Origin of the sequence: Duganella lactea, from assembly GCF_009857505.1 — a bacterium.
In the GTDB taxonomy this organism is placed as follows: Bacteria; Pseudomonadota; Gammaproteobacteria; order Burkholderiales; family Burkholderiaceae_D; genus Rugamonas; species Rugamonas lactea.
In genome coordinates this window covers 1-25,921 of sequence record NZ_WWCP01000038.1, presented here as the reverse complement: position 1 = coordinate 25,921, position 25,921 = coordinate 1, and the positions used below count along the sequence as shown (strand labels likewise).

At 64.3% G+C, this 25,921-nt stretch carries 12 protein-coding genes; 7 read left to right on the top strand and 5 right to left on the bottom strand.

All coding sequences use genetic code 11. The features are described from left to right. The first annotated feature begins 44 nt into the window (after window positions 1-44). Entirely contained in the window at window positions 45-674 is a 630-nt protein-coding gene (locus GTP44_RS22550; protein ID WP_161021183.1) for a LysE family translocator, read from the top strand. Window positions 675-799: 125 nt separating this feature from the next. Here GTP44_RS22550 and GTP44_RS22545 read toward each other — a convergent pair whose 3' ends face one another. Both GTP44_RS22545 and GTP44_RS22540 read right to left on the bottom strand, forming a co-directional pair. Continuing rightward, window positions 800-1,519, bottom strand: a complete 720-nt coding sequence (locus GTP44_RS22545; protein ID WP_161021182.1) for a YceI family protein — start codon at window positions 1,517-1,519, stop codon at window positions 800-802. Window positions 1,520-1,897: 378 nt separating this feature from the next. Next, window positions 1,898-4,564: a M1 family metallopeptidase gene (locus GTP44_RS22540; protein WP_161021181.1), complete on the bottom strand. Its 2,667-nt coding sequence runs from the start codon at window positions 4,562-4,564 to the stop codon at window positions 1,898-1,900. 121 nt (window positions 4,565-4,685) lie between these two features. On the opposite strand from GTP44_RS22540, the gene GTP44_RS22535 reads away from it, so the two are divergent. Together GTP44_RS22535 and GTP44_RS22530 are read left to right on the top strand one after the other, a co-directional pair. Then, window positions 4,686-5,354 (top strand): glutathione S-transferase family protein, encoded by a 669-nt coding sequence (locus GTP44_RS22535; RefSeq protein ID WP_161021180.1) that lies wholly within the window; start codon window positions 4,686-4,688, stop codon window positions 5,352-5,354. After that, a complete protein-coding gene (locus GTP44_RS22530; protein WP_160990094.1) occupies window positions 5,351-5,977 on the top strand; it encodes a glutathione S-transferase family protein in 627 nt (208 codons plus the stop codon). Before GTP44_RS22535 ends, GTP44_RS22530 begins: the two co-directional genes overlap by 4 nt. A gap of 1 nt (window position 5,978) precedes the next feature. Here the strand turns inward: GTP44_RS22530 and GTP44_RS22525 are convergent, their stop codons facing one another. The 3 genes from GTP44_RS22525 to GTP44_RS22515 form a co-directional block, all read right to left on the bottom strand. Beyond that, complete coding sequence (locus tag GTP44_RS22525) at window positions 5,979-6,812, bottom strand: CheR family methyltransferase (RefSeq protein WP_371867303.1); 834 nt, start codon at window positions 6,810-6,812, stop codon at window positions 5,979-5,981. Then, window positions 6,800-11,692 (bottom strand): hybrid sensor histidine kinase/response regulator, encoded by a 4,893-nt coding sequence (locus GTP44_RS22520; protein ID WP_161021179.1) that lies wholly within the window; start codon window positions 11,690-11,692, stop codon window positions 6,800-6,802. Before GTP44_RS22520 ends, GTP44_RS22525 begins: the two co-directional genes overlap by 13 nt. A 220-nt stretch (window positions 11,693-11,912) precedes the next feature. Beyond that, on the bottom strand, window positions 11,913-13,484 hold the full coding sequence (locus tag GTP44_RS22515; protein WP_161021178.1) for a CehA/McbA family metallohydrolase: 1,572 nt from the start codon (window positions 13,482-13,484) through the stop codon (window positions 11,913-11,915). Between the two features lie 167 nt (window positions 13,485-13,651). On the opposite strand from GTP44_RS22515, the gene GTP44_RS22510 reads away from it, so the two are divergent. From GTP44_RS22510 to recD, 4 genes are read left to right on the top strand one after another with little or no spacing between them, the layout of a single operon-like run. Continuing rightward, complete coding sequence (locus GTP44_RS22510; protein WP_229257037.1) at window positions 13,652-16,714, top strand: CHASE domain-containing hybrid sensor histidine kinase/response regulator family protein; 3,063 nt, start codon at window positions 13,652-13,654, stop codon at window positions 16,712-16,714. A gap of 36 nt (window positions 16,715-16,750) precedes the next feature. Next, window positions 16,751-20,161 (top strand): exodeoxyribonuclease V subunit gamma, encoded by a 3,411-nt coding sequence (gene recC, locus GTP44_RS22505; protein ID WP_161021176.1) that lies wholly within the window; start codon window positions 16,751-16,753, stop codon window positions 20,159-20,161. Continuing rightward, a complete protein-coding gene (recB, locus tag GTP44_RS22500) occupies window positions 20,158-23,847 on the top strand; it encodes an exodeoxyribonuclease V subunit beta (RefSeq protein WP_161021175.1) in 3,690 nt (1,229 codons plus the stop codon). The genes recC and recB overlap by 4 nt, the downstream gene beginning before the upstream one ends. Beyond that, window positions 23,840-25,783 (top strand): exodeoxyribonuclease V subunit alpha, encoded by a 1,944-nt coding sequence (gene recD, locus GTP44_RS22495; RefSeq protein ID WP_161021174.1) that lies wholly within the window; start codon window positions 23,840-23,842, stop codon window positions 25,781-25,783. Before recB ends, recD begins: the two co-directional genes overlap by 8 nt. Window positions 25,784-25,921 lie beyond the last annotated feature (138 nt).

Sequence of the window (25,921 nt, the reverse complement as noted above, 5' to 3'; positions counted from 1 at the left end):
TGGCGGTTTGGTATCATGGCGGCTTTGCGCATAAGGAAAACATCTTGCTTATCTCGCCAGAACAGTTCATAGGATTTCTTAGCACGGCGCTGCTGATTACCGTGTCACCGGGGCCGGATAATCTGATGGTGCTCAGTGTCGGCATGTCGCGTGGACGCCGCCAGGGCATGGTGTTTGGCCTGGGTTGCGCGTTGGGCTGCCTGAGTCACACGCTGCTGGCGGCGTTTGGCGTGGGGGCGCTGATCAAGGCTTCGCCGCTGGCGTTTGGCGGGTTGAAGCTGCTGGGCGGCGCCTACCTGATCTGGCTCGGTATCGGCGCCTTGCGCAGCCGCGGCGGCGCGCGCGTGGAGGGCGCGGGCTTGCCGGATGAGAGTTTGGGTAAATTGTTCAGCAAAGGCTTGTTCGCCAATACGATCAACCCGAAGGTGGTGCTGTTCTTCCTGTCTTTCCTGCCGCAGTTCGTGGTGGCCGAGCGTGGCGACGCCGGGTGGCAGACGGCACAACTGGGCCTGTTGTTCACGTTGCAGGCGGTGGTGCTGTTTGGATTGCTGGGCTATTTCTCCGGCGCGGTGGGCGCCTGGATCAACCGCACGCCGAGCGCGGCCAAGTGGATGGACCGTGTGGCCGGCGCCATTTTCGTCGGTCTTGGTCTGCGCCTGATCATCGCCCGCTGAAAGAATTTTTTCGGGCGGGCGCAATGTCATCAGGGCGTCATGCGGCGCTGAGATACTGTCCTTGCTCTTTCAAGTCTCTCCCGATTTGAAACCCTTCGGCCCGCGCCTTTGCAGCGGGCCTTTTTTTATCTGGCGGTCAGATCGAAGCGCAGTTCCATCTGGTCTTGCACGGACATGGCGCCGCCCATGACGGAGAAGGGTGTCAGTCCGAAATCGGTTTGCTTCAGGTTGACCGTGCCTTTGACGTTGATGACGCCTTGTGCCTCGCGCAGCTCGGCCGGAATCGCCATCGAGCGCGTGACACCGTGCAGCGTGATGGTCACTTGCAGCGGCTGGCCAGCCGCGATGCGCTCCGCATGCACCCGCACCAGCGGATAGCGCTCGGCGTCCAGCACTTTATTCAGCATGTTGTAGCGCGTGCCGTCGATGGCGTCCGCCGATGGTTGCTTGTCCAGGCCTGCAATCTGCCGCAGGTCCGCTTCATCGACTTTCATCTCATCGAGACGGAACGTGAAATCGGCGATGTTGCGCGATGGTGAAACGGTGCCGGTCACCGTGTGGCTGGCCACCACGTGATCGTGCCCGAGACGCGCCAGCATGCCGCCGCGTCGCACGGTGACGGCGATCAGTGATTGCGCGCTGTCGATCCGCAGCACCGGGCCGGCGCCGGCCGGTAGCGTTGGCGTTGGCGTTGTTTTTTGCACTGGCTTTTGCTTTGGCGGGGCCGGAGCGGGCTTGGCCGGCGCCTTGGCCTGCACCGGCTCCGCGGCCGGTGGTGGCAGTTGCGAACAAGCGCTCAACGACAGCAGTGCCGCAAATAGGTAGGTAAAGTTTGTGTGCGTCATTTCGCTGTCATATTGTCCAAATATTATTGCATCCGCTGACGACAGCATGCACCAATTGGCCCCGCACCCAGGACGGCGCGGACGTACACGGCGCATAGCTCAGCAGGCTGGCCGGTGGCCTGAAACACCGGCACCAATCACTCTTGCTTAAGAATCCTTAAGTTTAACCTTAATGAACTCCTAAGCCTGTCCTTGCCGATCAATGGCAAAGTAGCACCCATAGCGCAAGGCTACTCCAAGCGCCCGGTTGCCGGACCGTTAAAGCCCGGCACAAATACCGTTCAGACGACACCATAGCCGGCGAACACCCGAACATCCCCACGCTCTCGAGCGTTTTGTAACCAGCACCATCTCACGATGATGCTGGTTTTTTTTTGCTTAGCCGCCGTGTTGAGCGTGATCCCGCAGCCACGCGTCGATCTGCGGCAGACGCTGCGCGCGCACCTTGATGCGATACTGGACCGAGGCAATCGCCGTCTTCGTATCGCCCTGCGCGTCGGCCGGCAGGTACTGCTTGGCATAAGCGCGCAGCTTGCCGATCATCGCCGGATCGGCCGAGCGTCCGCCCAGCCCCGGGAAGTAACGGCTGCGCGACGCGCCATCGACAATCTTGTCGACCTGCGCGCGCTTGGCCAGCGCAAAGTCAAACGCCATATCCGGATGATTGCTCGCCACATGGCGGATGATCGACGCCCCCGCCGTCGCTCCCGGCTCATCGGTCAGCGCCAGGTCCAGCGCGCGCTGCGCCAGCGCCTTGTCGTTGGCGGCGCCCAGCAAATCATACAGCTCGGCCTTGATCATGCTCGATTGCTCGGTCTTGGCGGTGGTGCGCAATTGCTCCCACGTCGCCGCATCCGCGTGCGACGCGACCACGCCGAGGATAGCGCGGCGCAGCGCGGCCGGCATGGCCTCGTTGTCGGTGGCCGATGCCGCGTAACGGCGGCGCGCCTCCGCGATCACCGCCGGATCGCCGACTTCACCCAGCGCATGTATCAGCGTCTCGCGCAGATTCGCCACCGGCGCCGCTTCATCCTTCACTGCGGTCCAGCCGATGCGCGCGAATACCGGCGCCAGACGCGCCCGCGCAAACCGGTCCAGCGCCGCCTGCTGTTCCGGCTTGCCTTCGTAGCTGTCGTGCAGGCCGGCCAGCACGCCGGCGATGCGCTCCCATACCTGCGGCACCGCGTCCACCGGCGCGTTGTTGGCCAGGTCCATGAAGCCCGATGCCGGCATATGGCCGGCCAGGCCCAGCTCCCAGCTGTCGGCCAGCAGGCCCAGTTGATCGATGGCCGGCATGTTGGCAAAGTTGCCGGCCAGCGCGCCGAACGCCTTCGGCGCATACAGCGTGCGGTAATAGCCGCTTTGGCCGGCGTTGACCAGCACCGCGCCGCAGCCCGGCAACGTCATGCTGGCCTTGCCGCCGCCGACCACCGTGCGCACAGTGGCGCCACCCACCGTCTGCGCGATGACCGGCACGCGCCAGTTCAGCGGCTTTTTGTTCTGCTGGTCCTTGCTGAACTCACCCTGCGTCAGCTGAATGGTGCTCTTGCCGTTCTTGCACACCGCGTCCGACACGCGGATCAGCGGCACGCCCGGCTTCAGCGTGAAGTCATGCGCAATCGCGGTGACCGGCTTGTGCGCCGCCTTCTCGATCTCGCGCCACAAATCGTTGGACACCGTGTTGCCATATGCATGCTTGGCGATGTAGCTGCGCACGCCGGCGCGCCACGCGTCCTCGCCGACATAGCTCTCCAGCATGCGGATCACCGCCTCGCCCTTGCTGTAGGTGATGCTGTCGAACGCCTGGCTGGCTTGCTCCACCGTGGCGATGCGCTGCACCACCGGGTGGGTGGTGGCCAGCGCATCGCGCTCCATGGCGCCTTCGCGCGTGTCAACCGCGCGCAGTTCCCAGTGCCATTCCGGATGCAGGCGGGTGGTGGTGCGCGATTCCATCCACGATGCGAAGCCTTCGTTCAGCCACAGGTCGTCCCACCACGCCATGGTGACCAGATCGCCGAACCACTGGTGCGCCATCTCGTGCGCGGCCACCAGGAACGACACTTCCTTGTCCGACTGCGTGGCCACGCGCGGGTCGAGCAGTATGGAGTTTTCAAAGGTGAAGATCGCACCCCAGTTCTCCATCGCGCTGAAGAACTGGCTGCGGCCCGGCGCGGCGATGTTGTCCAGCTTGGGCAACGGATATTTGACGCCGAAGTAGTCGTTGTACTCCTTCAGCACAGCGCGCGACGAGTCCAGTGCGAATTGCGCCTGGCTCAGCGACCCCTTTTGCGTGATCACGCCCAGCTCCACGCCGTCGACCACCGAGGTGGCGCGGTCAAATTCGCCCAGGCCAAAGAACAGCAGATAGGTTGACATCTTTGGCGAGGTGGCGAAGCGCACCAGTTCACGGCCATCGGCCAGTTTGGTGTTGGAGGTGACCGGCATGTTGGACACCGCCATCTGGCCGGCCGGGATGGTTGCTTCCAGCGCGAAGGTGGCCTTGTAGAATGGCTCGTCCCAGGATGGAATCATGCGCCGCGCATCCGAGTTTTCGAACTGCGTGTACAGCGCGCGCTTCTTCGCGCCGCCGTTGTCGTAGTCCAGCGAGAACAGGCCGGAGGCCTGGGTGCCGATGATGCCGGTGTAGTCGAGTTTGAGCTGGTAGCTGCCCGGCTTGAGCGCCTGGGCGAAGTGGAAAGTCGCGGTCTGCTTGTCCGCGTCGACGTCGATCTTGCTGGCCTGCTGCGGCGTCTTGCCCGGCCCGGCGCTGATAGCGACAGCGCCGAAGGTGAGGTCGGCCGCTTGCAGCGTCAGGCAGGTGGTGGCTTGTTTGACATCGAGCGAAATCGTCACGCTGGCGCTGAATTTGCTGTTGGCGGCGTCCGGCGTCAGCGACACGGCGTAGTGCGTCGGGACGGCGCTGCGCGGGAGCTGGGTGGTGGCCTGCGCGGCCTTGGCGGCGGGAGCGGCGACAACCAGTACAGGGGCGCCGGCGGACAATCCCAGCAGCGCCGTGACGGCGAGCGAAATCAAACTGCGTTGCATGTTCTTCCTTTGAATTTGGGCCTTTTGGGCAAGCGAGCAATCTACGGCGAACACCGGGCGCTGTCAAATGCCAATTGGGATTATGATTCAGCTACGCTTACTTTCCTGATAAGGCACAGACATGATCGATTTGTACACGGCCGCCACACCGAACGGCCACAAAGTCTCCATCGCGCTGGAAGAGCTGGAACTGGTCTACACGCTGCACGCGCTGGATTTGCAGGCCGGCGAGCAGAAACAGCCGTGGTTCCTGGCGATTAACCCGAACGGCCGCATTCCCGCCATCGTCGACCGCGCGGAAGATAATTTTGCGGTGTTTGAATCCGGCGCCATCCTGATCTACCTGGCCGAGAAGACCGGCGAGTTGATGCCCGCCGATGCCAAGGGCCGCTCGCGGGTACTGCAATGGCTGATGTTCCAGATGGGCGGCGTTGGCCCGATGATGGGGCAGGCCAATGTGTTCCATCGCTATTTCCCCGAAAAGATCCAGCCGGCCATCGACCGTTATCAGGGCGAGAGCAAGCGCCTGTTCCGTGTGCTGGATGCGCATCTGGCCAACAACGAATACCTGGCCGGCGATTATTCGATCGCTGACATCGCCAACTGGGCATGGGTGCATACGCATGACTGGTCCGGCGTGACGGTGGACGACTTGCCGCATTTGCGGCGCTGGCTGGCGGCGATCGCGGCGCGGCCGGCGGTACAGCGCGGGATCATCATGCCGCCACGCGCGGAGCGCGCCGATCCCACCACCGTCCGCACCATGCTGGAAACGGGGCAATCGCGATGAAGCTCTATACCTCCGCCCGCGCGCCCAATCCGCGCCGTGTCACCATGTTCATCGCCGAGAAGGGCATTGAGGGGATCGAGCAGGTGCAGATCGATCTGGGCGCCGGCCAGCATCGCAGCGCTGATTATCTGGCGCGAAATCCTTTTGGCCGCGTGCCGGCGCTGGAATTGGACGATGGCCGCATCCTGTGCGAGACGCGGGCCATCTGCTCGTGGCTCGAAGGCTATGCGCCGGAACCGAATTTGATGGGGGAGGGCTATGACGAACGCGCCTTCATCGAGATGACGGATCGCCGCGTTGAGCTGCATCTGTTTTATGGGATTGCCAACTGTGTGCGGCATACGCATCCGGGCTTGGCGGCATTGGAGCAGCCGCAGTTTCCCGATTACGGCGCGGCGCAGGGTGCGAAGATGCGCGAGACGGCGCGCTGGCTGGATCAGGTACTGGCGGCGCAGCCTTTTGTGGCCGGACAGCGATTTACCATCGCGGATATTACGGCGTTTTGCGCACTGGAGTTTGCGCGTGGGTTGATGCGGTTTAAGCCGGGGAGTGAGGGATTGGCGCACCTTCAGGCCTGGCGTGATCGTATTGCCGAGCGGCCTAGCCTGGAATTCGCTGGATAGCTTAGGCGGCGCGTTTGTACCAGGGCTGATGCGTCAGGATAGGCTTGTAGCGGCGCGCCAGCGGATCGTGGCTGTCGAAGTCGCGGTCCAGTGCAAGCGTGCCGAAGGGCGCCAGGCTATCGTCAAATAGCTGTAGCACGCGCCTGCGTAGCACAGGGCCCAGGTCGGGCAGGGCGCGCTGTCCCAGTATCATATGGAATTCGTTGAAGGAGGCATCCGTCACCAGGTTGTACTGCGCCCAAGTGATGCGGCTGGCCAGATGCGGCTTGAGTACCGCTTGCGTGCCATCGGCGCTGACATCAAAGTAGTCCGATAGCTCGCCGGTGCCGCCGCTGCGGATGTAGTTCTGTTGCAGTTCGCTCCATTGCGCCATCGGCAGGCTGGCCTGGCGGATCTCGGCCAGCATGGTGTCGCTGTTGACGGTGGCATAGATTTCGGTGCGGGCCGCCAGTTGTTCCTGTTCGAGCAGAATCGCCAGCGTCCAAGCCTGCTGCGCGCCCGCGCAATCGGCGATCCAGATGCGCGGCAGCGCGGCGCCATGCAGGCAAGGCCCCAGCGACAGCCGCAGCATCGACGCTTCCCGCGCATCGTCGAACATCCGGGCCGGAACCAGATACAGCGCGCGCAGCAGCGCGTTGTATGCGTCCTCGTTGTGCAGGATATGTGATTGCAGGGCCGAGATGGTAGGCAGTTCCAGCTCCGCGCGCAATACATGCACCTTGCGCAGGACGGCGGCGCGCTCGTAGCCACGGAAATCGTAGCCATGGAACTGGAACAGCGCCTCCAGCAGCAGCTCCAGTTCAAGCTCCTCGACCGGCGACATCAGTGCAGCCACACGCGCATCAGCGACAGCAGTTGCGCAACATTCACCGGCTTGGTGATGTAGTCCGACGCCCCGGCCGCGATGCACTTGTCGCGGTCACCCTTCATCGCCTTTGCCGTCAGCGTGATAATCGGCAGCGACTTGAATTTCGGGATGCGACGGATCGCCCGCATCGTGTCGTAGCCGTCCATCTCCGGCATCATGATGTCCATCAGGACGATCTCGATGGTCGGATCGCGCTCCAGCACCTCGATGCCATCGCGGCCATTTTCGGCGAACGACACCTGCATCTGCTGCCGCTCCAGCAGCGACGACAGCGCGAAGATATTGCGCAAGTCATCATCGACGATCAGCACCTTGCGTCCCGCCAGCCCGCCTTCGGCCGCATGGATTTCCTCCAGCATGCGCCGCTGCGCCTCCGGCAGACTGGCCTGCGAACGGTGCAGGAACAGCGCCGTCTCATCGAGCAGCCGCTCCGGCGAACGGGCATCCTTGATTACGATCGTCTTGGCGTAGCGTTTCAGCTTGGCCACTTCCTTGCGGTCCAGATCCTTGGCCGTGTTGATCACCACCGGCAGATCGCGCAGGGCTTCATCCTTGCCGATGATATCCAGCAGATCGAAGCCGCTGATATCGGGCAGCGTCAGGTCCAGCACCATGCAATCGAAATGCTGCTCGCGCAGGGCATCCAGCGCCGCCTGGCCGGTATCCACCGCCACGATATGGATATCCGCATCGCCGATCAGCGCGATGATGTTTTCGCGCTGCGCCGGCTCGTCATCCACCACCAGCAGGCTGCGCTTCCCGCCCAGCAGGAACTTCTGAATCCGCGAAAACTCTTCCTGCAAGGCCTTCTTGCTGACCGGTTTATTCAAGTACGAGATGGCGCCGAGCCGCAGTGCGCGTTCCCGCTCGCGCAGCGATGACATCACATGCACCGGAATATGCCGCGTGCTCGGATCGCGCTTCAGGCGGTCCAGCACCGTGAAGCCGTCGATATCCGGCAGATCCAGATCCAGCAGGATCGCCGACGGCAGATAATCTCGCGCCAGGCTCAGTGCCGAGTCGCCGTGCATGGTGACGATGCCCTTGAAGTTCTTCTCGCGCGCAAAGCCCAGCACCACCTGCGAGAAGCGTTCGTCGTCCTCGATGATCAGCACGGACGGATCTCCCGGCGCCACCAAACCCCGGTCGTCGCTGCCGCTGTATTCGTCCAGATCCGCATCCAGCTCGCTGTCGCCGTGGTCCAACGGCGCGGTTTCGGCCGGCGCCGGCGGCACGTACACCACCTGCGGCGTTGGCAGCGGCAGGCGTACCTGCGGCGCGCGCACCGTGTCGTAGTTGATGAAGCCAGCGCGGTTGTACGGCAGGAACAGCGTGAACGTCGACCCATTGCCGACCACCGATTCGACGCGAATCTCGCCACCCAGCAGGCGCGCCAGCTCGCGCGAAATCGACAGACCCAGGCCCGTGCCGCCGTACTTGCGGGCGGTGGAGCCGTCGGCCTGCTGGAACGCCTCGAAGATCAGTTGCAGCTTGTCCGCGGCGATGCCGACCCCGGTGTCGCTGACCGCGAACGACATGACCGCGTCCGCATGCAGCAGGTTCGGGTGGTCGCTGGTGAAACCGCTCTTCACCACGCTGATGACCAGCGAAACATGGCCGTGCGTGGTGAACTTGAACGCATTGGACAGCAGGTTTTTCAACACCTGCTGCAAGCGCGTGGTGTCGGTCATCATGGCCGTCGGCAGATTGTCCTTCAGCTCCACCGAGAAGCCAAGATGCTTGGCCTCGGCCATGTGGCGGAAAGTGCGATCCACGTAATTGCGCAGATTCTGGAAGCGGTACTCCGAGACGTCCAGCGTGACCGTGCCGGATTCGATCTTCGACAGGTCCAGAATGTCGTTGATCAGCGTCAGAAGGTCGGAGCCGGAGCCGTGGATGGTCTTGGCGAATTCCACCTGCTTGCCGGACAGGTTGCCGTCCGGGTTGTCGCCCAGTTGCTGCGCCAGGATCAGCAGCGAATTCAGCGGCGTGCGCAACTCGTGCGACATATTCGCCAGGAACTCGGATTTGTACTTGGAGGACAGGGCCAGCTGCGTGGCTTTCTCTTCCAGCGCCAGCTTCGCTTGTTCCACCTCGCGGTTCTTGCGTTCCACCTCGATATTCTGCTCGGACAGCAGGCGCGCCTTTTCCGCCAGCTCCTGGTTGGTCTGCTGCAGTTCCTGCGCCAGCGACTGCGATTGCGTCAACAGCGATTCGGTACGGCTGTTCGCCTCAATGGTGTTCAGCACCACGCCGATCGATTCCATCAACTGGTCGAGGAAGGACAGGTGGGTTTCGGTGAAGCGGTCCAGCGACGCGATCTCGATCACCGCTTTCACCTGCTGCTCGAACAGAATCGGCAACACCACGATATTGGTCGGCGGCGCCGCGCCCAGGCCGGACGACACCACGATGTAATCGCGTGGCACGTCGGTCAGCCAGATGCGCACCTTCTCTAGCGCGCACTGGCCCACCAGCCCTTCGCCCGGCAGGAAGGAGGTCGGCAGCTTGCGGCTGGAACGGTAGCCGTAGCTGGCGATCATGCGCAGGCGCGCGTCCGACTCCTGCGAGTCCATCATGTAGAACACGCCGTGGTGCGCCGACACCAGCGGGGCCAGTTCGGACAGAATCAGCTTGGTCACCGCCTGCAAGTCGCGCTGGCCTTGCAGCAGTCGCGTGAAGCGCGCCAGATTGGTCTTCAGCCAATCCTGCTGCGCGTTCTTCAGCGTGGTGTCCTTCAGGTTACGGATCATCTCATTGATGTTGTCCTTCAAGTAGGACACCTCGCCGCGCGCTTCCACTTGAATGGAGCGCGACAAGTCGCCGCGTGTCACCGCCGTCGCCACCTCCGCAATCGCGCGCACCTGGTTGGTCAGGTTGGCCGCCAACTGGTTGACGTTCTCGGTCAAGTCCTTCCAGGTGCCGGCCACGCCGGACACATTCGCCTGGCCGCCCAGCTTACCTTCGGTACCGACCTCGCGCGCCACGCGCGTCACCTCGGAGGCGAAGGAGGACAGCTGGTCCACCATCACGTTGATGGTGTCTTTCAGTTCAAGAATCTCACCCTTGACGTCCACCGTGATTTTCTTCGACAGGTCACCACGCGCCACCGCCGTCGTCACCGCCGCGATGTTACGCACCTGGCCCGTCAGGTTGGATGCCATGAAGTTGACGTTGTCGGTCAAGTCCTTCCAGGTACCGCCAACGCCCGGTACATAAGCCTGGCCGCCCAGCTTACCTTCGGTGCCGACCTCGCGCGCCACCCGCGTTACTTCGGAGGCGAAGGAGGACAACTGGTCCACCATCACGTTGATGGTGTTTTTCAACTCAAGAATCTCGCCTTTGACGTCCACCGTGATTTTTTTCGACAGGTCGCCATTGGCCACGGCGGTGGTCACGTCGGCGATGTTACGCACCTGGCCCGTCAAGTTGCCCGCCATCGAGTTCACGCCGTCGGTCAAGTCCTTCCAGGTGCCGGCGACGCCAGGCACGTTGGCCTGGCCGCCCAGCTTACCCTCGGTGCCCACCTCGCGCGCCACGCGCGTTACTTCGGAGGCGAAGGAGTTCAACTGGTCCACCATCACGTTGATGGTATTTTTCAGCTCCAGAATCTCGCCTTTGACGTCCACCGTGATTTTCTTCGACAAGTCACCGTTGGCCACGGCCGTGGTCACGTCGGCGATGTTACGCACCTGGCCTGTCAGATTACCCGCCATCGAGTTGACCGAGTCGGTCAAGTCCTTCCAGGTACCGGCCACGCCTTTCACCTGCGCCTGGCCGCCCAGCTTACCTTCGGTGCCGACCTCGCGCGCCACCCGCGTTACCTCGGAGGCGAAGGAGGACAACTGGTCCACCATCACGTTGATGGTGTTCTTCAGTTCCAGAATCTCGCCCTTGACGTCCACGGTGATCTTTTTCGACAGGTCGCCGTTCGCCACCGCCGTTGTCACCGCCGCGATGTTACGTACCTGGCCCGTCAAGTTGGAGGCCATGAAGTTCACGTTGTCGGTCAAGTCCTTCCAGGTGCCGCCGACGCCCGGCACATACGCCTGGCCGCCCAGCTTACCTTCGGTGCCGACTTCGCGCGCCACCCGCGTTACCTCGGAGGCGAAGGAGCGCAACTGGTCCACCATCACGTTGATGGTGTCCTTCAGTTGCAGAATCTCGCCGCGCACGTCCACCGTGATCTTTTTCGACAAGTCGCCATTCGCCACCGCCGTCGTCACCTCGGCGATGTTACGCACCTGCGAGGTCAGGTTGCCCGCCATGGAGTTCACCGAGTCGGTCAAGTCTTTCCACGTGCCGGCCACGCCTTTCACCTGCGCCTGGCCGCCCAGTTTCCCTTCGGTGCCCACCTCGCGCGCCACCCGCGTTACCTCGGACGAGAACGACGACAGCTGCTCCACCATGGTATTGGCGGTCATCGCCGCCCGCAGGTACTGGCCCTTCAGCGGGTGGCCGTCCACCTCCAGCGCCATGGTTTGCGACAGGTCGCCCTTCGCCACCGCGCCGATCACGCGTGCCATTTCCGATGTGGGGCGCACCAGATCGTCGATCAGCGTATTGACGGAACTGAGAATGGTGGCCCAGCCGCCGCTGGTGTTGGTCATCTCGGCGCGCTGGGTCAGCCGGCCTTCGTGACCCACCACGCGGCTGACCTCTGTCACCTCGCGCACCATGCGCGCCTTGGTGTCGATGATGTCGTTCAGCGTGTCGGCGATCTTGCCGGCCATGCCGATCCAGTCGGATGGCATGCGCACTGAAAAATCGCCTTTTTTCAGCGCCACCAGCGTGGACAGCAGAATTTTCGCGTCCAGCTGTTCGCCCAGGTCGGTCATATTGTTCATTGCCTATTCCTCGTTGCTCAGGAGGGAAGTTGAGTTGATATTGGGTAGCAAGTTTTCCAGGGAAAACAGGATGGTCTGCTCGTCATTGACGATGAGTGCTTTGGGAGTCTACACGGCGGCTGGTCGATGGTAGCGGTTTGAGAGTGATTATTATTCCACCATTTCGTTCCAAAAAATATTATCGGAAATAAATTTTTTAATGCGCACGATTGCAAGCGACTCAGCGTGTTTTCTGTGTCACCCAAATGGGCGCGCTCCACAGCATTTTGCCGTCGTCCTGCGTCACTCTGGCGTAATAGAAGTGTTCTCCTGGTAACGGCGTGATGGTGCGTTGTTGTGTGCTTGCTAGTGTGGCAACCTTGCCATTTCGGCCGGGAACGCCGTGGAAGATCGCGACCGCCACCGGTTCGCGGCCGCTGCCGCTGGTGTAGCGTAGCCGCAGTGTGACTTTGCCGGCGTTGGTGATGCGTGCGCCCATCATGTGGCCGTTGGCGGTGAAGATCAGTTGCGCCTGCTTGTCCATGGTGGCGTAGACGCGGCGGGCTTGCAGCGCTTCCAGCAGGCTGTTTCGGGTCAGCGGCGTATTGCGCGGCAAAAGCACCGCCGTGCGGTTGGAATAGGCGGCGCCCCAGTTGGCGCAGTGATTGTCCTGATTGCTGCTGAACGCCAGATGGTAGCCGGCTTCCAGCAGAGCGTTGCAGGTGGATTCGAAATTGCTGCGCCGCGTTTCGGTTTCGCTGGTGTTGGTGGAGTAGGCGCTGCTGTTCATGACCTCGCAGAGCAGCATGTTGGCGTCGCCGTCTTCGGTCCAGGCCAGCGGTTTGCCGTCGGCGACGAACTGGTCTTTTTGCGGATGGTTGAATTGGCCGAACCAGCCTCGCCCGGCCATCAGCGTGTAGAGGCTGGCGTAGTCGTTCTTCGGGACTTCCTCGTCGGCCAGCAGTTCGCCCGTCGCGTTGCGTTCCCAGCCGAGCAGGGCGCCGGCGTTGAGGATATTGATGTGGCCACCCTTGCTGATGGTGCCCCATTCCTGGCCGTAGATCGCCAGCAGCTGGTTGGCCCCCGCGTTCCATTGCTCCGCCAGGCGCAGGCCGTCGTGGAACAGGGCGCGCGCGGTGTTGGCGTTCGCGTCCGCTCTGGTGCCGTCGGAACCGTCGTACATGTGATTGTGTTCGGATGTCATCAGAAAGTCCAGGCCGTGCTGTGCGGCATACGCATAGGCGTCGGCAGGACCGTAGGCGCCGGACTGCGGCGCTTGTGCGCCGTCGCATTGGTCGAGTGCTCCGCCGCCATCGCTGTGGTTGGTCTGGCTGTGCAGGTTGCCCAGATAGACATCGTAGCCGGTCGTCTGCCGCCTGTCGGTGTCCGCAAGAGGCTGGGCTGGCGCAAGCATTGCCGGCGGCGGCCTGTGCGCGCCGACCGCCACCGGCCACTCTTGTTCGACCTCCGTTCCATCGTCAAGTCCGGCGCGCAAGCGCATTCTGTAGACGCCGTCCGGCACCGCCGCCCGCCAGATCTTGCTGACCTCGGCCGCCTCGCCGTCGAGCATACGTTCGCCGCGCCAGCTCCGCACCACCGTTTCATCATGGCGCGGCAATAGCTCCAGCCGCCAGCGCAACAGATGCCGATGATTATCCGGCGGTGAGAAGCGCATCACTACACGCCGCTGCCCGGCGCTGTCTGACTGAAACGGTACTTGCAATACGGTATCAAACTCCGCGTGCTCGTCGATTGCATGGGCCGGCTCCAGCACCATCCAACCCAGCAGGACTGTGGTGAAAAATACGCGCATGATCGCCTCCGTGAAACAGTCTCATCATTTAGAGCGACCCTTGCTGTAAAGGGTTCCGTTTAAAATGCAATCCACAAACTTAAATCTCTCCAATTGTTTCTCTGGTTCCCGCACGGCATTAATAGTATGCTGCTCTGATGCCAAATATTTCCGGTACAAAAGGAACGATGCGCGGACCTCGCCTGCTGTTTTGGGGTGTGGGATGCCTGCTGGCCACCAGCGCCGGGGTGCTGCTCTACAGCGCCGCCTTGCGGACCGTCGACGATGATGCCGACCAGCGTTTCGAGAACCTGGCCCGCAGCACCCAGTTCAGCATCTCCGCGCGCATCAAGTCCTATTCCGACCTCACGCGCGGTCTGGCCGCGCTGTTTCAGACCTCCAGCCACATCTCGCGCCAGCAATTTGGCCAGTATGTCGCCAGCCTGGAGATTCCGCGCCATTTCCCGGCGATTGAAGTGCTGAGCTGGGCGCCGTCCATCAGCGACGCCGAACGCGATACCTTTGTCGCCGGCGTGCGCGGCGACGGCTACCCCCAGTTCGACATCCAGCCTCCCGGCCGCCGCGCGCATTACGCGGTGCTGACCTATCTTGAACCGATGGTCGATGGGCTCCACGGCATCGACATCGCCGCTGATCCCGCCATCGCCAGCATGTTGGATCGGTCGCGTGACAGCGGCAATGTCGCCTCCTCCGGCCAGCCTATCGTCGTACCATTGCCAACGCCGCATTACGGTCTGGGCGTGCGTTTTCCGGTGTATCGCAATGGCATGCCGCTGACCACCGTCGCCGAGCGGCGCGCCGCCTATGCCGGTTCGGTCGGCGCGGGTTTCAGCGTCCCCAAGCTGATACAGAGCGCCATCGACGAAATGGCCATGCGCGAGGTGCACCTGCGGCTCTACGCCGACGGCAGCGCCAGCGTCGACCAGCGCCGCCTGGTGATCGAGAGCACCGATCGCCTGCTGTTCAACGACACCGGCGAGCTGACCGCCACGCCGCTGCCGTCCGCCCAGCGCGCGGACTATCTGGAAACGGTGCTGCCGATCGACTTCAATGGCAGCTTGTGGAAGGCGCAGTTACAGGTCCGCCGCGATGTGCTGCTGACCCGCTTCGACCTGTTTTTTCCATGGATCGCCGCGCTGACCGGTTTTGCCGGCACGGCGCTGTTGTACAGTTACCTGTTCGTGCTGTACACGTCGCGCCGGCGCGCCATCAAGCAGCGCGTGCTGCTCGACACGGTGCTCAACCACGTCGATGCCCACGTCTACATGAAGGATCAGAACCGCCGCTTCGTATACGTGAATGCTCGCATGGCCGAATCGCTCGGTCGCCCGGTCAGCGACATCATTGGCAAGCTGGATCGCGAGCTGATGCCGACCGTCGACGCCGATGCCGCCTGGGTGCTGGAACGGCCGGTGTTCGCCGATGGCGTCAAGCGCACCGGCGAAACGCAGTTCACCAATAGCGGCGGCGCGGTGCAGCATCTGTGGACGGTCCGGGTGCCGGTGGAGCTGGGCGGCGGCGCGCTGGCGGTGATCGGCCTGGCCACCGATGTCACGGCGCTGCACAAGCTGAAGGACGAGGCCGATGCCGCCAGCCAGGCCAAGAGCGACTTCCTGTCCAATATGAGCCACGAGATCCGCACGCCGATGAACTCCATCATCGGCATGGCGCACCTGGCGCTGAAATCCGTCAGGCATCCGAAGCAGCGCGATTATTTGCAGAAGATTTACCACTCCGGTCAGCATCTGCTGGGCATCATCAACGACATACTCGACTTCTCCAAGATCGAAGCCGGCAAGATGGATCTTGAGGTGCTGGACTTCACGCTCGACGCCCTGCTGGCCAATATCTCCGGCCAGTTGAGCGAGAGCGCGCAGACGCGCGGGCTGCAGCTGGTATATGAAATCTGCCCCGGCCTGTCGCATCAACTGCGCGGCGATCCGCTGCGGCTGGAGCAGGTGTTGCTGAACTTCGTCAGCAACGCCATCAAGTTCTCGGACCGCGGCAAGGTGATTGTCCGCGCCCGGCCGGTGGAGGAGCGCGACGACCATATTCTGGTTCGGTTTGAAGTGATCGACCAGGGCATCGGCATGACGCCGGAGCAGGTGGCGCAACTGTTCCAGTCCTTCCATCAGGCCGACACCTCCACCACGCGCCGCTACGGCGGCACCGGCCTGGGACTGGTCATCAGCAAGCAATTGGCCGAATTGATGGGCGGCGGCGTGGGTGTCGACAGTACGCCGGGCGAGGGCAGCACCTTCTGGTTCACCGCGCGGCTGGCGCAGGGCGTGGGTCTCCTCGCGCCGAACGGCGAAGCGGTGCGGCAGAACGTGCTGGACAGCATACGCGGCGCCGCCATCCTGCTGGTGGAGGACAATATCTTCAGCCAGCAGGTGGGGCGCGAGCTGCTGGAGGACGCCGGCGCCACCGTTTGCGTGGCCAACAACGGCAAAGAGGCCATCGACCTGCTGCTCAAGGAGCGTTTCGACTGCGTGCTGATGGACGTGCAAATGCCGGTGATGGACGGCTACGAGGCCACGCGCCTGATCCGCGCCCACCCCAGGCTGGCGGCCACGCTGATCATCGCCATGACCGCCAATGCGGGACGCGACGATCAGCAGCGCTGCCTGGACGCCGGCATGGACGAATTTGTGACCAAGCCGATTGCGCCCAAGCTGTTGTTCAACATGCTGTCCAAGTGGATGAGCCAGAGGGCGCGCGCCAGCGAGCCGCCGCGCAGGCCGGCGCCGCCACCGCCGTCGTATTTCTCGTTGCCGGAGGGGGCGGCCGTGCTGCCAACGCCGCCGGTGTTCGTGCCACGCCAACCGGCACCCTCGGCGCCGCCCATGGTCGCCATCGCGGCGGACGCCGAGGCGCCGGTGGCGCTGTTCGATGTCGATACGCTGGCCCAGACCTTCGACGGCAAGGCCGAAAAAATGCGCAAGTATGCGCTGCTGTTCCTGTCCTCCGCGCGCGACGGCCTGGCCGAAATGGATGAAGCGCTGGCGATGGAGGACCTGGCGCATCTGGCGGAAGTGGGGCACCGCATCAAGTCGGCTGCCCGTGCTGTTGGCGCCATGCGGTTCGGTAACCTGTGCTACGCGCTCGAACAGGTGCGCCACGATGCCGACACCGGCAACGCCAGCCGTCTGATCCAGGAACTGCACGCGATGTTCGCCGTGCTGGAGCAGCATATCGAACAGGAACTGCTGGCATACGCCCCGAGCTAGAGCGATAATACGGGGTCGAACCCATTAAAGAGCTCTATGCACCCTGGCATCACCCCCGGCCTGCTGATTTTGCACGGCAATCAAATGGAACAGTTGCGCGCCGCCGTTTTCCAATGGCTGCGCAACCACCCGCTCGGGGCACTGGAGTCGGAAATCTTCCTGGTGCAGTCGAACGGCGTGGCCGAATGGCTGAAGATCGCGCTGGCCGAGGAAGTCGGCATCTGCGCCGCCTCGCGCGTGGAGTTGCCGGCCCGCTTCCTGTGGGTGCGGGCCTATCGCGGTTTGCTGGGGAGCGAGCGCGTGCCGCGTAACGCGCCGTTTGACAAAGTTCCGCTGACCTGGCGCCTGATGCGTCTCTTGCCGACGCTGCTGGCCGATCCGGCGTTCGCGCCGCTGCGCCACTTCCTCGCCGACGGCGAGGCGGAGCGCCGCCTGCAACTGGCCGAGCGGCTGGCCGACTTGTTCGACCAATACCAGGTGTATCGCGCCGACTGGCTGGAAGACTGGGCGGCCGGCAGCGACCAATTGCGCAGCGCGCGCGGCGACACCACGCCGCTGCCGGACGATCAGCGCTGGCAAGGCCAGTTATGGCGCGCCGTCATCGCCGACGTTGAGGAGCATCAGCGAGGACTGGGGCGCGCCACCGTCCACACCGAATTCGTACGCGCCTGCGCCGCCGGCCAAGAACCGAAGGACAGCCTGCCGCGCCGCGTGGTGATCTTCGGCGTGTCCGCGCTGCCGTTCCAGACCTTGCAGGCGCTGGCCGCCATCGCCGGCTATACGCAGGTGCTGCTGGCGGTGCCGAATCCTTGCCAATACTACTGGGGCGACATTATCGAAGGGCGCGACCTGCTGCGCAGCGCGCACCGCCGCCAGCAACCGCGCAATGGCCGGGACCTGGGCCAGATTCCGCTGGAAGAACTGCACGCCCACAGCCATCCGCTGCTGGCCAGCTGGGGGCGGCAAGGCCGCGACTTCGTGCGCATGCTGGACGAATTCGACGAGACCGCGCAAGCCTACCCCGCTGAATCGGCGCCGCTGCGGGTCGACTTGTTCAGCGAAGGCGAGGGTGACACCTTGCTGACGCAGGTGCAGGCCGCCGTGCGCGAACTGCTGCCGCTGTCCGAACATCCGCAAATTCCGCCGCCGGAAGACGACCGCTCGATCGAATTCCACGTCACCCACAGCGTGCAGCGCGAAGTGGAAGTGCTGCACGACCAATTACTGAAAATGTTCGCCGAGGCGGAGCACAGCGACCGCCCGCTACGACCCCGCGACGTGGTGGTGATGGTGCCGGACATCGACACCTTCTCGGCCGCCATTCACGCCGTCTTCGCGCAGCATCGCCGCAGCGACGCCCGCTACATCCCGTTCGAGATCGGCGACGTCAATGACCGCAGCGTCAACCCGCTGCTGGTGGCGCTGGAATGGTTGCTGCGGTTGCCGCAACAGCGCTGCCGCCAGAGCGAGGTGCGCGATCTGCTCGACGTGCCGGCGCTGGCCGGCCGTTTCGGCCTGCGCGAAGAGCACTTGCCGACACTGGGCTTGTGGATCGAAGGTTCCGGCGTGCGCTGGGGCCTCGACCAGCAGCACCGCAGCGGCCTCGGTCTCGGCCCCGCCGGCGAGCAGAATGCCTGGATCTTCGGCGTGCGGCGCATGCTGCTCGGCTATGCCAGCGGTGATGCCGGCAGTTACGCCGGCATCGAACCTTACGCCGAAGTCGGCGGTCTGGATGCCGCGCTGGCCGGCTCGCTGGCGCAACTGGTCGAAGCGCTGCTGCACTGGCGCGCCGTGCTGGCCGAGCCGCGCACGCCGGCCGAATGGGGCGTGCAGGCGCGCGCGCTGCTGGCGGCCTTCTTCAAATCCAGCGAGGAGAGCGACCGCCTCACGCTGTCGCAACTGAACGACGCCCTGAATAAATGGCTGGACACCTGTGACGGCGCCCGCTACGACGAAGCGGTACCGCTGGCGGTGCTGCGCGAAGCCTGGCTAGGCTTGATGGATGAACCGACGCTGAACCACCAATTCGTCTCCGGCGGCGTGACTTTCTGCACGCTGATGCCGATGCGCGCGGTACCGTTCCGCGTGGTTTGCCTGCTCGGCATGAATGACGGCGACTTTCCGCGCCGCGCGCCGAAGGCCGACTTTGACTTGCTGGCGCTGCCCGGTATGTCGCGTCCCGGCGACCGCTCGCGCCGCGATGATGACCGCTACCTGATGCTGGAAGCCGTGCTGGCCGCGCGCGACAAGCTGTATATCAGCTGGGTGGGGCGCAATGTGCGCGACAACAGCGAGCAGCCGCCATCGGTGCTGGTGTCGCAGCTGCGCGATTATCTGGTCGGCGGCTGGCAGCTGGACCTGCACGCGCGCACCACCGAACACGCGCTGCAGCCCTTCAGCCGCCGCTATTTCGAGGCCGGCGGCCTGCTGACCTACGCGCGCGAATGGCGCGAGGCGCACGGCATGGAAGACGAGGCCACGGCCGCCGCCGAGCTGCCGCCGTTCGACATCGACGACAAATACCGTCTCAAGCTGGCCAGCCTGCACAACTTCGTCCGTCAGCCGGTGCGTTTCTTCTTCCGTCAGCGTCTCGGCGTGATGTTCGGCGAGGCCGCGCTGGTGGGCGAGGACGAAGAACCGTTCTCGCTCGACGCGCTGCAGCGCTACGTGCTGGAAGATACGCTGCTGGACGACGCCGAAACGCCGGAACTGATCGAAGAGGTCTACGACAAACTGACGCAGCGCGCCGAGCGGCTGGCCCGCGAAGGCAAGCTGCCGATTGGCCTGATCGGCCAGCAGTACCAGGACAAGCTGGTGGACGCGCTGGTGCCGGTGCGCTGCGCCTGGCTCACGCTGCGCCAGCATTACAGTCTGCCGGCGCCGAAGGTCGCGCTGAATCTGGTGCTGGCCGGCGTGCCGCTGGACGACTGGATCGACCAGCTGCGCACCAACGGCAACGAAACCGTCTGGCTGGCGCAGATGTCGTCGCGCGTCGCCGACAAGCAGGGCAAGCCGCGCGGCGACAAGCTGATCGCGGCCTGGCTGCGCCAGCTGGCGATATCGGCCACCGGCATGCAGGTCACCGGCCACCTGGTCGCGCGCGACGCCATCGTCACCATGCAGCCGCTGGACCCGGCGCAGGCGCAGGAAGCCTTGCGTGAGCTGGTCTGCCTGTGGCGCGACGGCATGAACCGTCCGCTGCCAACCGCCTGCAAGACCGCGCTGGCGCTGGTGCGCGAAGGCGATCCGCGCGCGGTGTACGACGGCGGTTTCGATGCCAACGGCGAAAACCACGACCTGTGTCTCAGGCGCGTGTGGCCGGACTTCGCCGCGCTGAGCGCCGAAGCGGACTTCCATGACGTGTCGATGGCGCTGTATGGACCGCTGGCGGACTGGATGGATCAATGCATCACGGTCGCCCAGATCGAAGGCGAGGACGCGGCATGAGCAACGTAAGCAAGCAACTCGCACCACTGACTTTTCCGCTGCACGGCTCGCGCCTGATCGAGGCCAGCGCCGGCACCGGCAAAACCTGGACCATCGCCGCGCTGTACGTGCGGCTGGTGCTGGGCCACGGCGGCGACAATGGCTACCAACGCCCGTTGCTGCCGGCCGATATTCTGGTGATGACCTTCACCCGCGCCGCCACGCGCGAGCTGTCCAACCGTGTGCGCGAACGGCTGGTGGAAGCGGCCGCGTACTTCCGCGAGCCGGCGCCGCACGCCAAGCCGGACGAGTATCTCGACCAGATCCTCGAATCCTACCCGGACCACGCGGCGCAGCAGCAAGCCGCGCACCGGCTGCAACTGGCGGCGGAAACGATGGACGAAGCGGCCATCTTTACCATCGACGCCTGGTGCCAGCGCATGCTGCGCGAGCACGCTTTCGACAGCGGCAGCCTGTTTGACGAAGAGCTGGTTAGCGACGAGCAGGCGCTGTTCGAGGACGCGGCCCACGATTACTGGCGCCAGCAAGTCTACCCGCTGAACGCCGATTCGCTGGAAGCGCTGCTGTCCTGCTGGAGCGACGTGGCAGCGCTGAAACGCTCGATCCGCGAACTGGTCAAGCGCGCCGATATCATCGGCGATGCCGGCGGCGAGCCGCTGGGCGTGTTGATCGCCAATGTGCAGCGCGAGCAGCAGGCGCAACTCGCAGAGCTGAAGGCCGGCTGGTACGAACGCGCCAACCGCATGGAGCAGTGGATCGCACAGCTGCGTGCCGTCGATCCCAAATGCCTCAACGGTAACAAGATGCGGGCCGACTCGCTGATTGCCTGGTTCAACGGCCTGCGAGAATGGGCGCAGAACCCGGTCAGCTTCAAGCCGGATATTTCGGACACGGCATGGAACCGCCTCACAACCGAAGGCGTGGAAGACGCTTTCGCCAAGAACTTCAGCACCGCCATGCCGGACGACTTCGAGGCCACGCTGCCGCTCAAATTCGCGTTGGCGGAAATGGCGCCGCTATCGCACGCGCTGTACCGCCACGCCGCCGCCGCCGTGGCGGGGCGCATGGCCGAGCTCAAAAAACGCAGCCGCCAATTCGGTTTTGCCGACATGCTGGACCGGTTGAACGCCGCGCTGCAAGGTGAAAACGGCGCCGCGCTGCGCAAGCGCATCACCGATCAATATCCGGTGGCGCTGGTCGATGAATTCCAGGACACGGCGCCGAACCAGTACCAGATCTTCAACGCGCTGTACCGCGTGGCCGACAACGACCCGGAAACGGGGTTGTTCCTGATCGGCGATCCGAAACAGTCGATCTACGGCTTCCGTGGCGCCGACATCCACAGCTACCTGTCCGCGCGCCGTGCCACGGCAGGTCGGCACTATCAACTGGGCACCAACTACCGTTCGACCAAGCCGGTGGTGGACGCGGTCAATCATCTGTTCCTCAACGCCGAAGGCGGCGGCGAAGTCGAAGGCTTCGCGCGTGGCGCCTTCCGCTTCCGCAATCCGAAGACGCGCGAAAATCCGTTGCCATTCGAAGCGGTCGATGCCAAGGGCCGCAAGGAACACATGGTTGATGCCAGCGGCCATACGCCGGCGCTGGTGCTGGCCTGTAGCGCCGCGCAGGACCTGAAGGCCGACAGCTACCGCGAATTCTTCGCCCACCACTGCGCGGAAGACATCGTGGCGCGCCTGAACGACGAGCGTGCCGGATTCCAGGGCGATGCCTTCGAGCGCCTCAAGCCCGCCGATATCGCGGTGCTGGTGCGCGACCGCAAGGAGGCATCGGCCATCCGCCGCGCGTTGCAGCGGCGCGGTGTGCCGAGCGTGTACCTGTCGGACAAGGACTCGGTAACCGACAGTGAGGAAGCGGCCGACGTGCTGCGCTGGCTGTCGGCCGTCGCCAATCCGCTGGACGGCGCGCTGGCGCGGGCGGCGTTTGCCACCCGTACCGCCGGCCTGCCGCTGGCCGAACTGGCGCGCCTGTCGTCGGATGAACTGGCTTGGGAGGAGCGTGTCGAACAACTGAAGGCGCTGCATCTCATCTGGCAGCGCCAGGGCGTGCTGGCGATGTTGCGCCGCTTCGTCCATGAGCTGCGATTGCCGGCGGCGCTGTTGCAACAGGTTGGCGGCGAGCGGCGCCTGACCAATCTGCTGCATCTGGCGGAGCTGCTGCAATCGGCCAGCCGCCAGCTGGATGGCGAACAGGCGCTGATACGCTGGCTCGCCGAGCAGATCGAAGGCGGCGAGGGCGCCGGCGACGAGCGCGTGCTGCGGCTGGAGAGCGATGCGGAACTGGTGAAGGTGGTCACGGTCCACAAGTCCAAGGGGTTGGAGTATCCGTTGGTGTACCTGCCGTTCGCCGTCACCGCGCGCAAGGTCGAGCGGCGCAATCGCAGCTTTTTTGAATTCAGCGACGACGATGGTGTGCGCCAGATCGACATGGCGCTGACCGACGCCGCGCTGGATCTGGTGGAAAAGGCGCGCCTGCAAGAGGACCTGCGGCTGATGTACGTGGCGCTGACGCGCGCGCGCCATTTTCTGTGGCTGGGCGTGACCGCGCTATCGGCGCGCAAGGCTGGCGACAACACGCTGCACGAATCGGCGCTGGGCTATCTGCTGACCGGCGGCGCGCCGCTGCCGTCGGAATTGATGCTGGAACGCTGGCAGCATGTCTGCAAGGACTGCGGCGATATCCGCATCGCCACGCTGGAGATGAACGCACAGCCGCTCACACGCCTGAGCCGCCTCGAATACCGCCCGCCGTTGCTGGCGCCGCAGCACTACACCGGTCACTTTGAGCGTGACTGGTCGGTCGGCAGTTTCACCTCGCTGGCGCGCCGCACCGGGCCCACCGGCACCGTTAGCGCCGCCGGCCTGGTGCCGCGCGACGCCTTGCAGGAAAAACTGCTGGAGGACGGCGACCAGCCGGCCATCGCCGTGACGACCCGCGTCGAGGACGCGCCGTGGCATCGCTTCCCGCGTGGTTCCCGGCCTGGCAACTTCCTGCATGAGCAACTGGAGTGGATGGGACAGGAGGGCTTTGCGATGGTTGAGCGCGAACATTTTGAATTGTCGCTTAAGCGGCGTGTCGAGCGTGACGGCTGGGGAAATCACTTTGACGACACGCTGGCGTGGCTGCGCAAAATCCCCGCGACGCCGCTGCCGCACCTGAATGCGCCGTTGAAGGACATCGCCTCGCCGCTGCCGGAGATGGAGTTCTGGTTCCCGAGCGAGCGTCTGGTGACCGGCGCGCTGGACCAACTGTGCGCCACGCACCTGCTGGGTGGCGCGCCGCGTCCCGCGCTGCCGGAGCGCGAACTGCACGGCATGCTGAAAGGCTTCTGCGATCTGGTGTTCGAGCACCAAGGACGCTACTGGATACTCGACTACAAGTCGAATGCGCTGGGCGGTGGTGACGCCGCCTACCAAGAACCGGCGCTGATCGCCGCCATGGCCGAACATCGCTACGACATTCAGGGGGCGATCTACATGCTGGCGCTGCACCGGCTGCTGCGCAGCCGCCTCGGTGACGCCTACGATCCGGCCGAACAACTGGGCGGCGCCATCTTCATGTTCCTGCGCGGGATAGGCAACGCGCAAACGCGCGGCTGCTACTGGATCGCGCCGGATGCCGAACTGCTGGACGGGCTGGATCGCCTGCTGGGTGCAAGCAATGAATAACGCATTTTTCACGCAAGTCGATGCGCTGACCGAAGCCGGCCAACTGCGTCGCCTGAGTGGCGCCTTTGCGCGCTTCATCGCCTCGGTGGGTGACAGCTCGCCGCAGCTGATGATCGCCTGCGTGCTGCTGTCGGAACTGGAAGGCCGTGGCCATAGCTGCCTGATGCTGGATGAACTGAACGCCGATCCGGCCGCGCTGCTGGGCTGGAGCGACGACCCATGGGGTGACCTGCGCGCCACTGTCGGCGACTGGCCGCAGAACACTTCCGCGTGGCGCGAGCTGCTGCTCGACTGCGCGCAAGTGTGGGCGGCGCACAGCACCGACCATAATCAGCCGCTGGTGCTGGACGGCGAGCGCTTGTACCTGCGCCGCTACTGGCGCGATGAAACCCATGTCGCCAGCGCCGTGCGCGGCCGCGCGCTGGGTGGCGTGCTGCCGCTGGACGCCGAGGCGCAGACCGAGGACATCCGCCGCTGGCTGGACATTCTGTTCCCGCACGCCGCGCGCGGCGGTGGTGTGGACTGGCAGAAGGTCGCGTGCGCGGTGGCCATGCGCGGCAAGCTGGGCATTATCACCGGCGGTCCGGGCACCGGCAAAACTTATACCGTGGCCAGATTGCTGGCCTTGCTGTTTGCCACCGCCGGCGACCAACAGTCCGGCCTGCGCGTGGCGCTGGCGGCGCCGACCGGCAAGGCGGCGGCGCGTCTGAAGCAATCCATCGATAGCGCGCTGGACGAGCTGGCCGTTAAGGTCGGCGACGAGCTGCCGCTGCGCGAACTGGCCGCCCGCATGGGCGCGGCGCGCACGCTGCACAGTTTGCTGGGCGCGCGTCCGGACACGCGCGCCTTCCAGTACAACGCAGGCAACCAGCTGGACGTGGACGTGCTCATTGTCGACGAGGCGTCGATGATTCACCTGGAAATGATGTCGGCGCTGCTGGCCGCGCTGCCGGACACGGCCACACTGATTCTGCTCGGCGACAAGGACCAGTTGGCGTCGGTGGAGGCGGGCGCGGTGCTGGGCGACCTGTGTCACAACGCCGAGCAAGGCGGGTATCAGCCGGAAACCCTGTTATACGTGCAAGCCAGCACCGGCCAGCAGATTCCCGATCACTACGCGGGCCATGGTGGTCCGATCGCGCAGCAGACGGTGATGCTGCGTGAAAGCCGTCGCTTTGGCGGGCCGATCGGCGCGCTGGCGCAGGCGGTCAACGCCGGCGACGCGGCGGCGGCGGTGCAAGTGCTGCGCGAAGGGCAGGATGGTAAAGTCGCCTGGACCGACCTGGCGCAGGCGCAGGATCTGCTGCAACTGGCCCTGGACGGCTATCGCCAGTATTTGCAGCTGGTCAAAAATCCGCCGGTGGAGAGCGACGAAGAGGCGCGTCTGACATGGGTGAAATCGGTGCTGAAAGCTTTCGAAAGCTTCCGCATCCTGTGCGCGGTGCGGGAGGGCGAGTGGGGCGTGTCCGGCCTCAACGAGGTGATCGAACAACGGTTGCAAGCGGCCGGCCTGCTAAAGCGAAGCGGCGAATGGTACATTGGCCGTCCGGTCATGGTCACGCGCAACGACTACGCGACCGGCGTGTTCAACGGCGACATCGGCCTGACCTTGCCCGACCCGGCGCGCGCGGGCGCATTGCGGGTGTACTTCTCGGAAGGCGATACGGTGCGCAGCGTGCTGGCCACCAGGTTGCGCAACGTCGAGACCGCGTTTGCGATGACGGTGCACAAATCCCAGGGCTCCGAATTTTCGCACACCGCGATGGTGCTGCCGAAAGACGGCGGCGGCATGCTGGCGCGCGAGCTGATCTACACCGGCATCACGCGCGCGCGCGAGCACTTCACGCTGCTGACGCCGAACGGCCAGGTCCTGCTCGACGCCATCGGCCAGCGCACCCAGCGCGCCAGCGGCCTGCGCACCCTGCTGATGCGTTAAAAAAAAACGGGTGTCAGACCTCGTATATTGAATCTACCGCGCCATCGCCGGATAATGTGGAGGTGGCAACGGTCAGGCAGGGTGACGCCGACCAGACTTTGGGTAGTTGAACCCGTGTGTCAGATAGGCGCCCTTGTC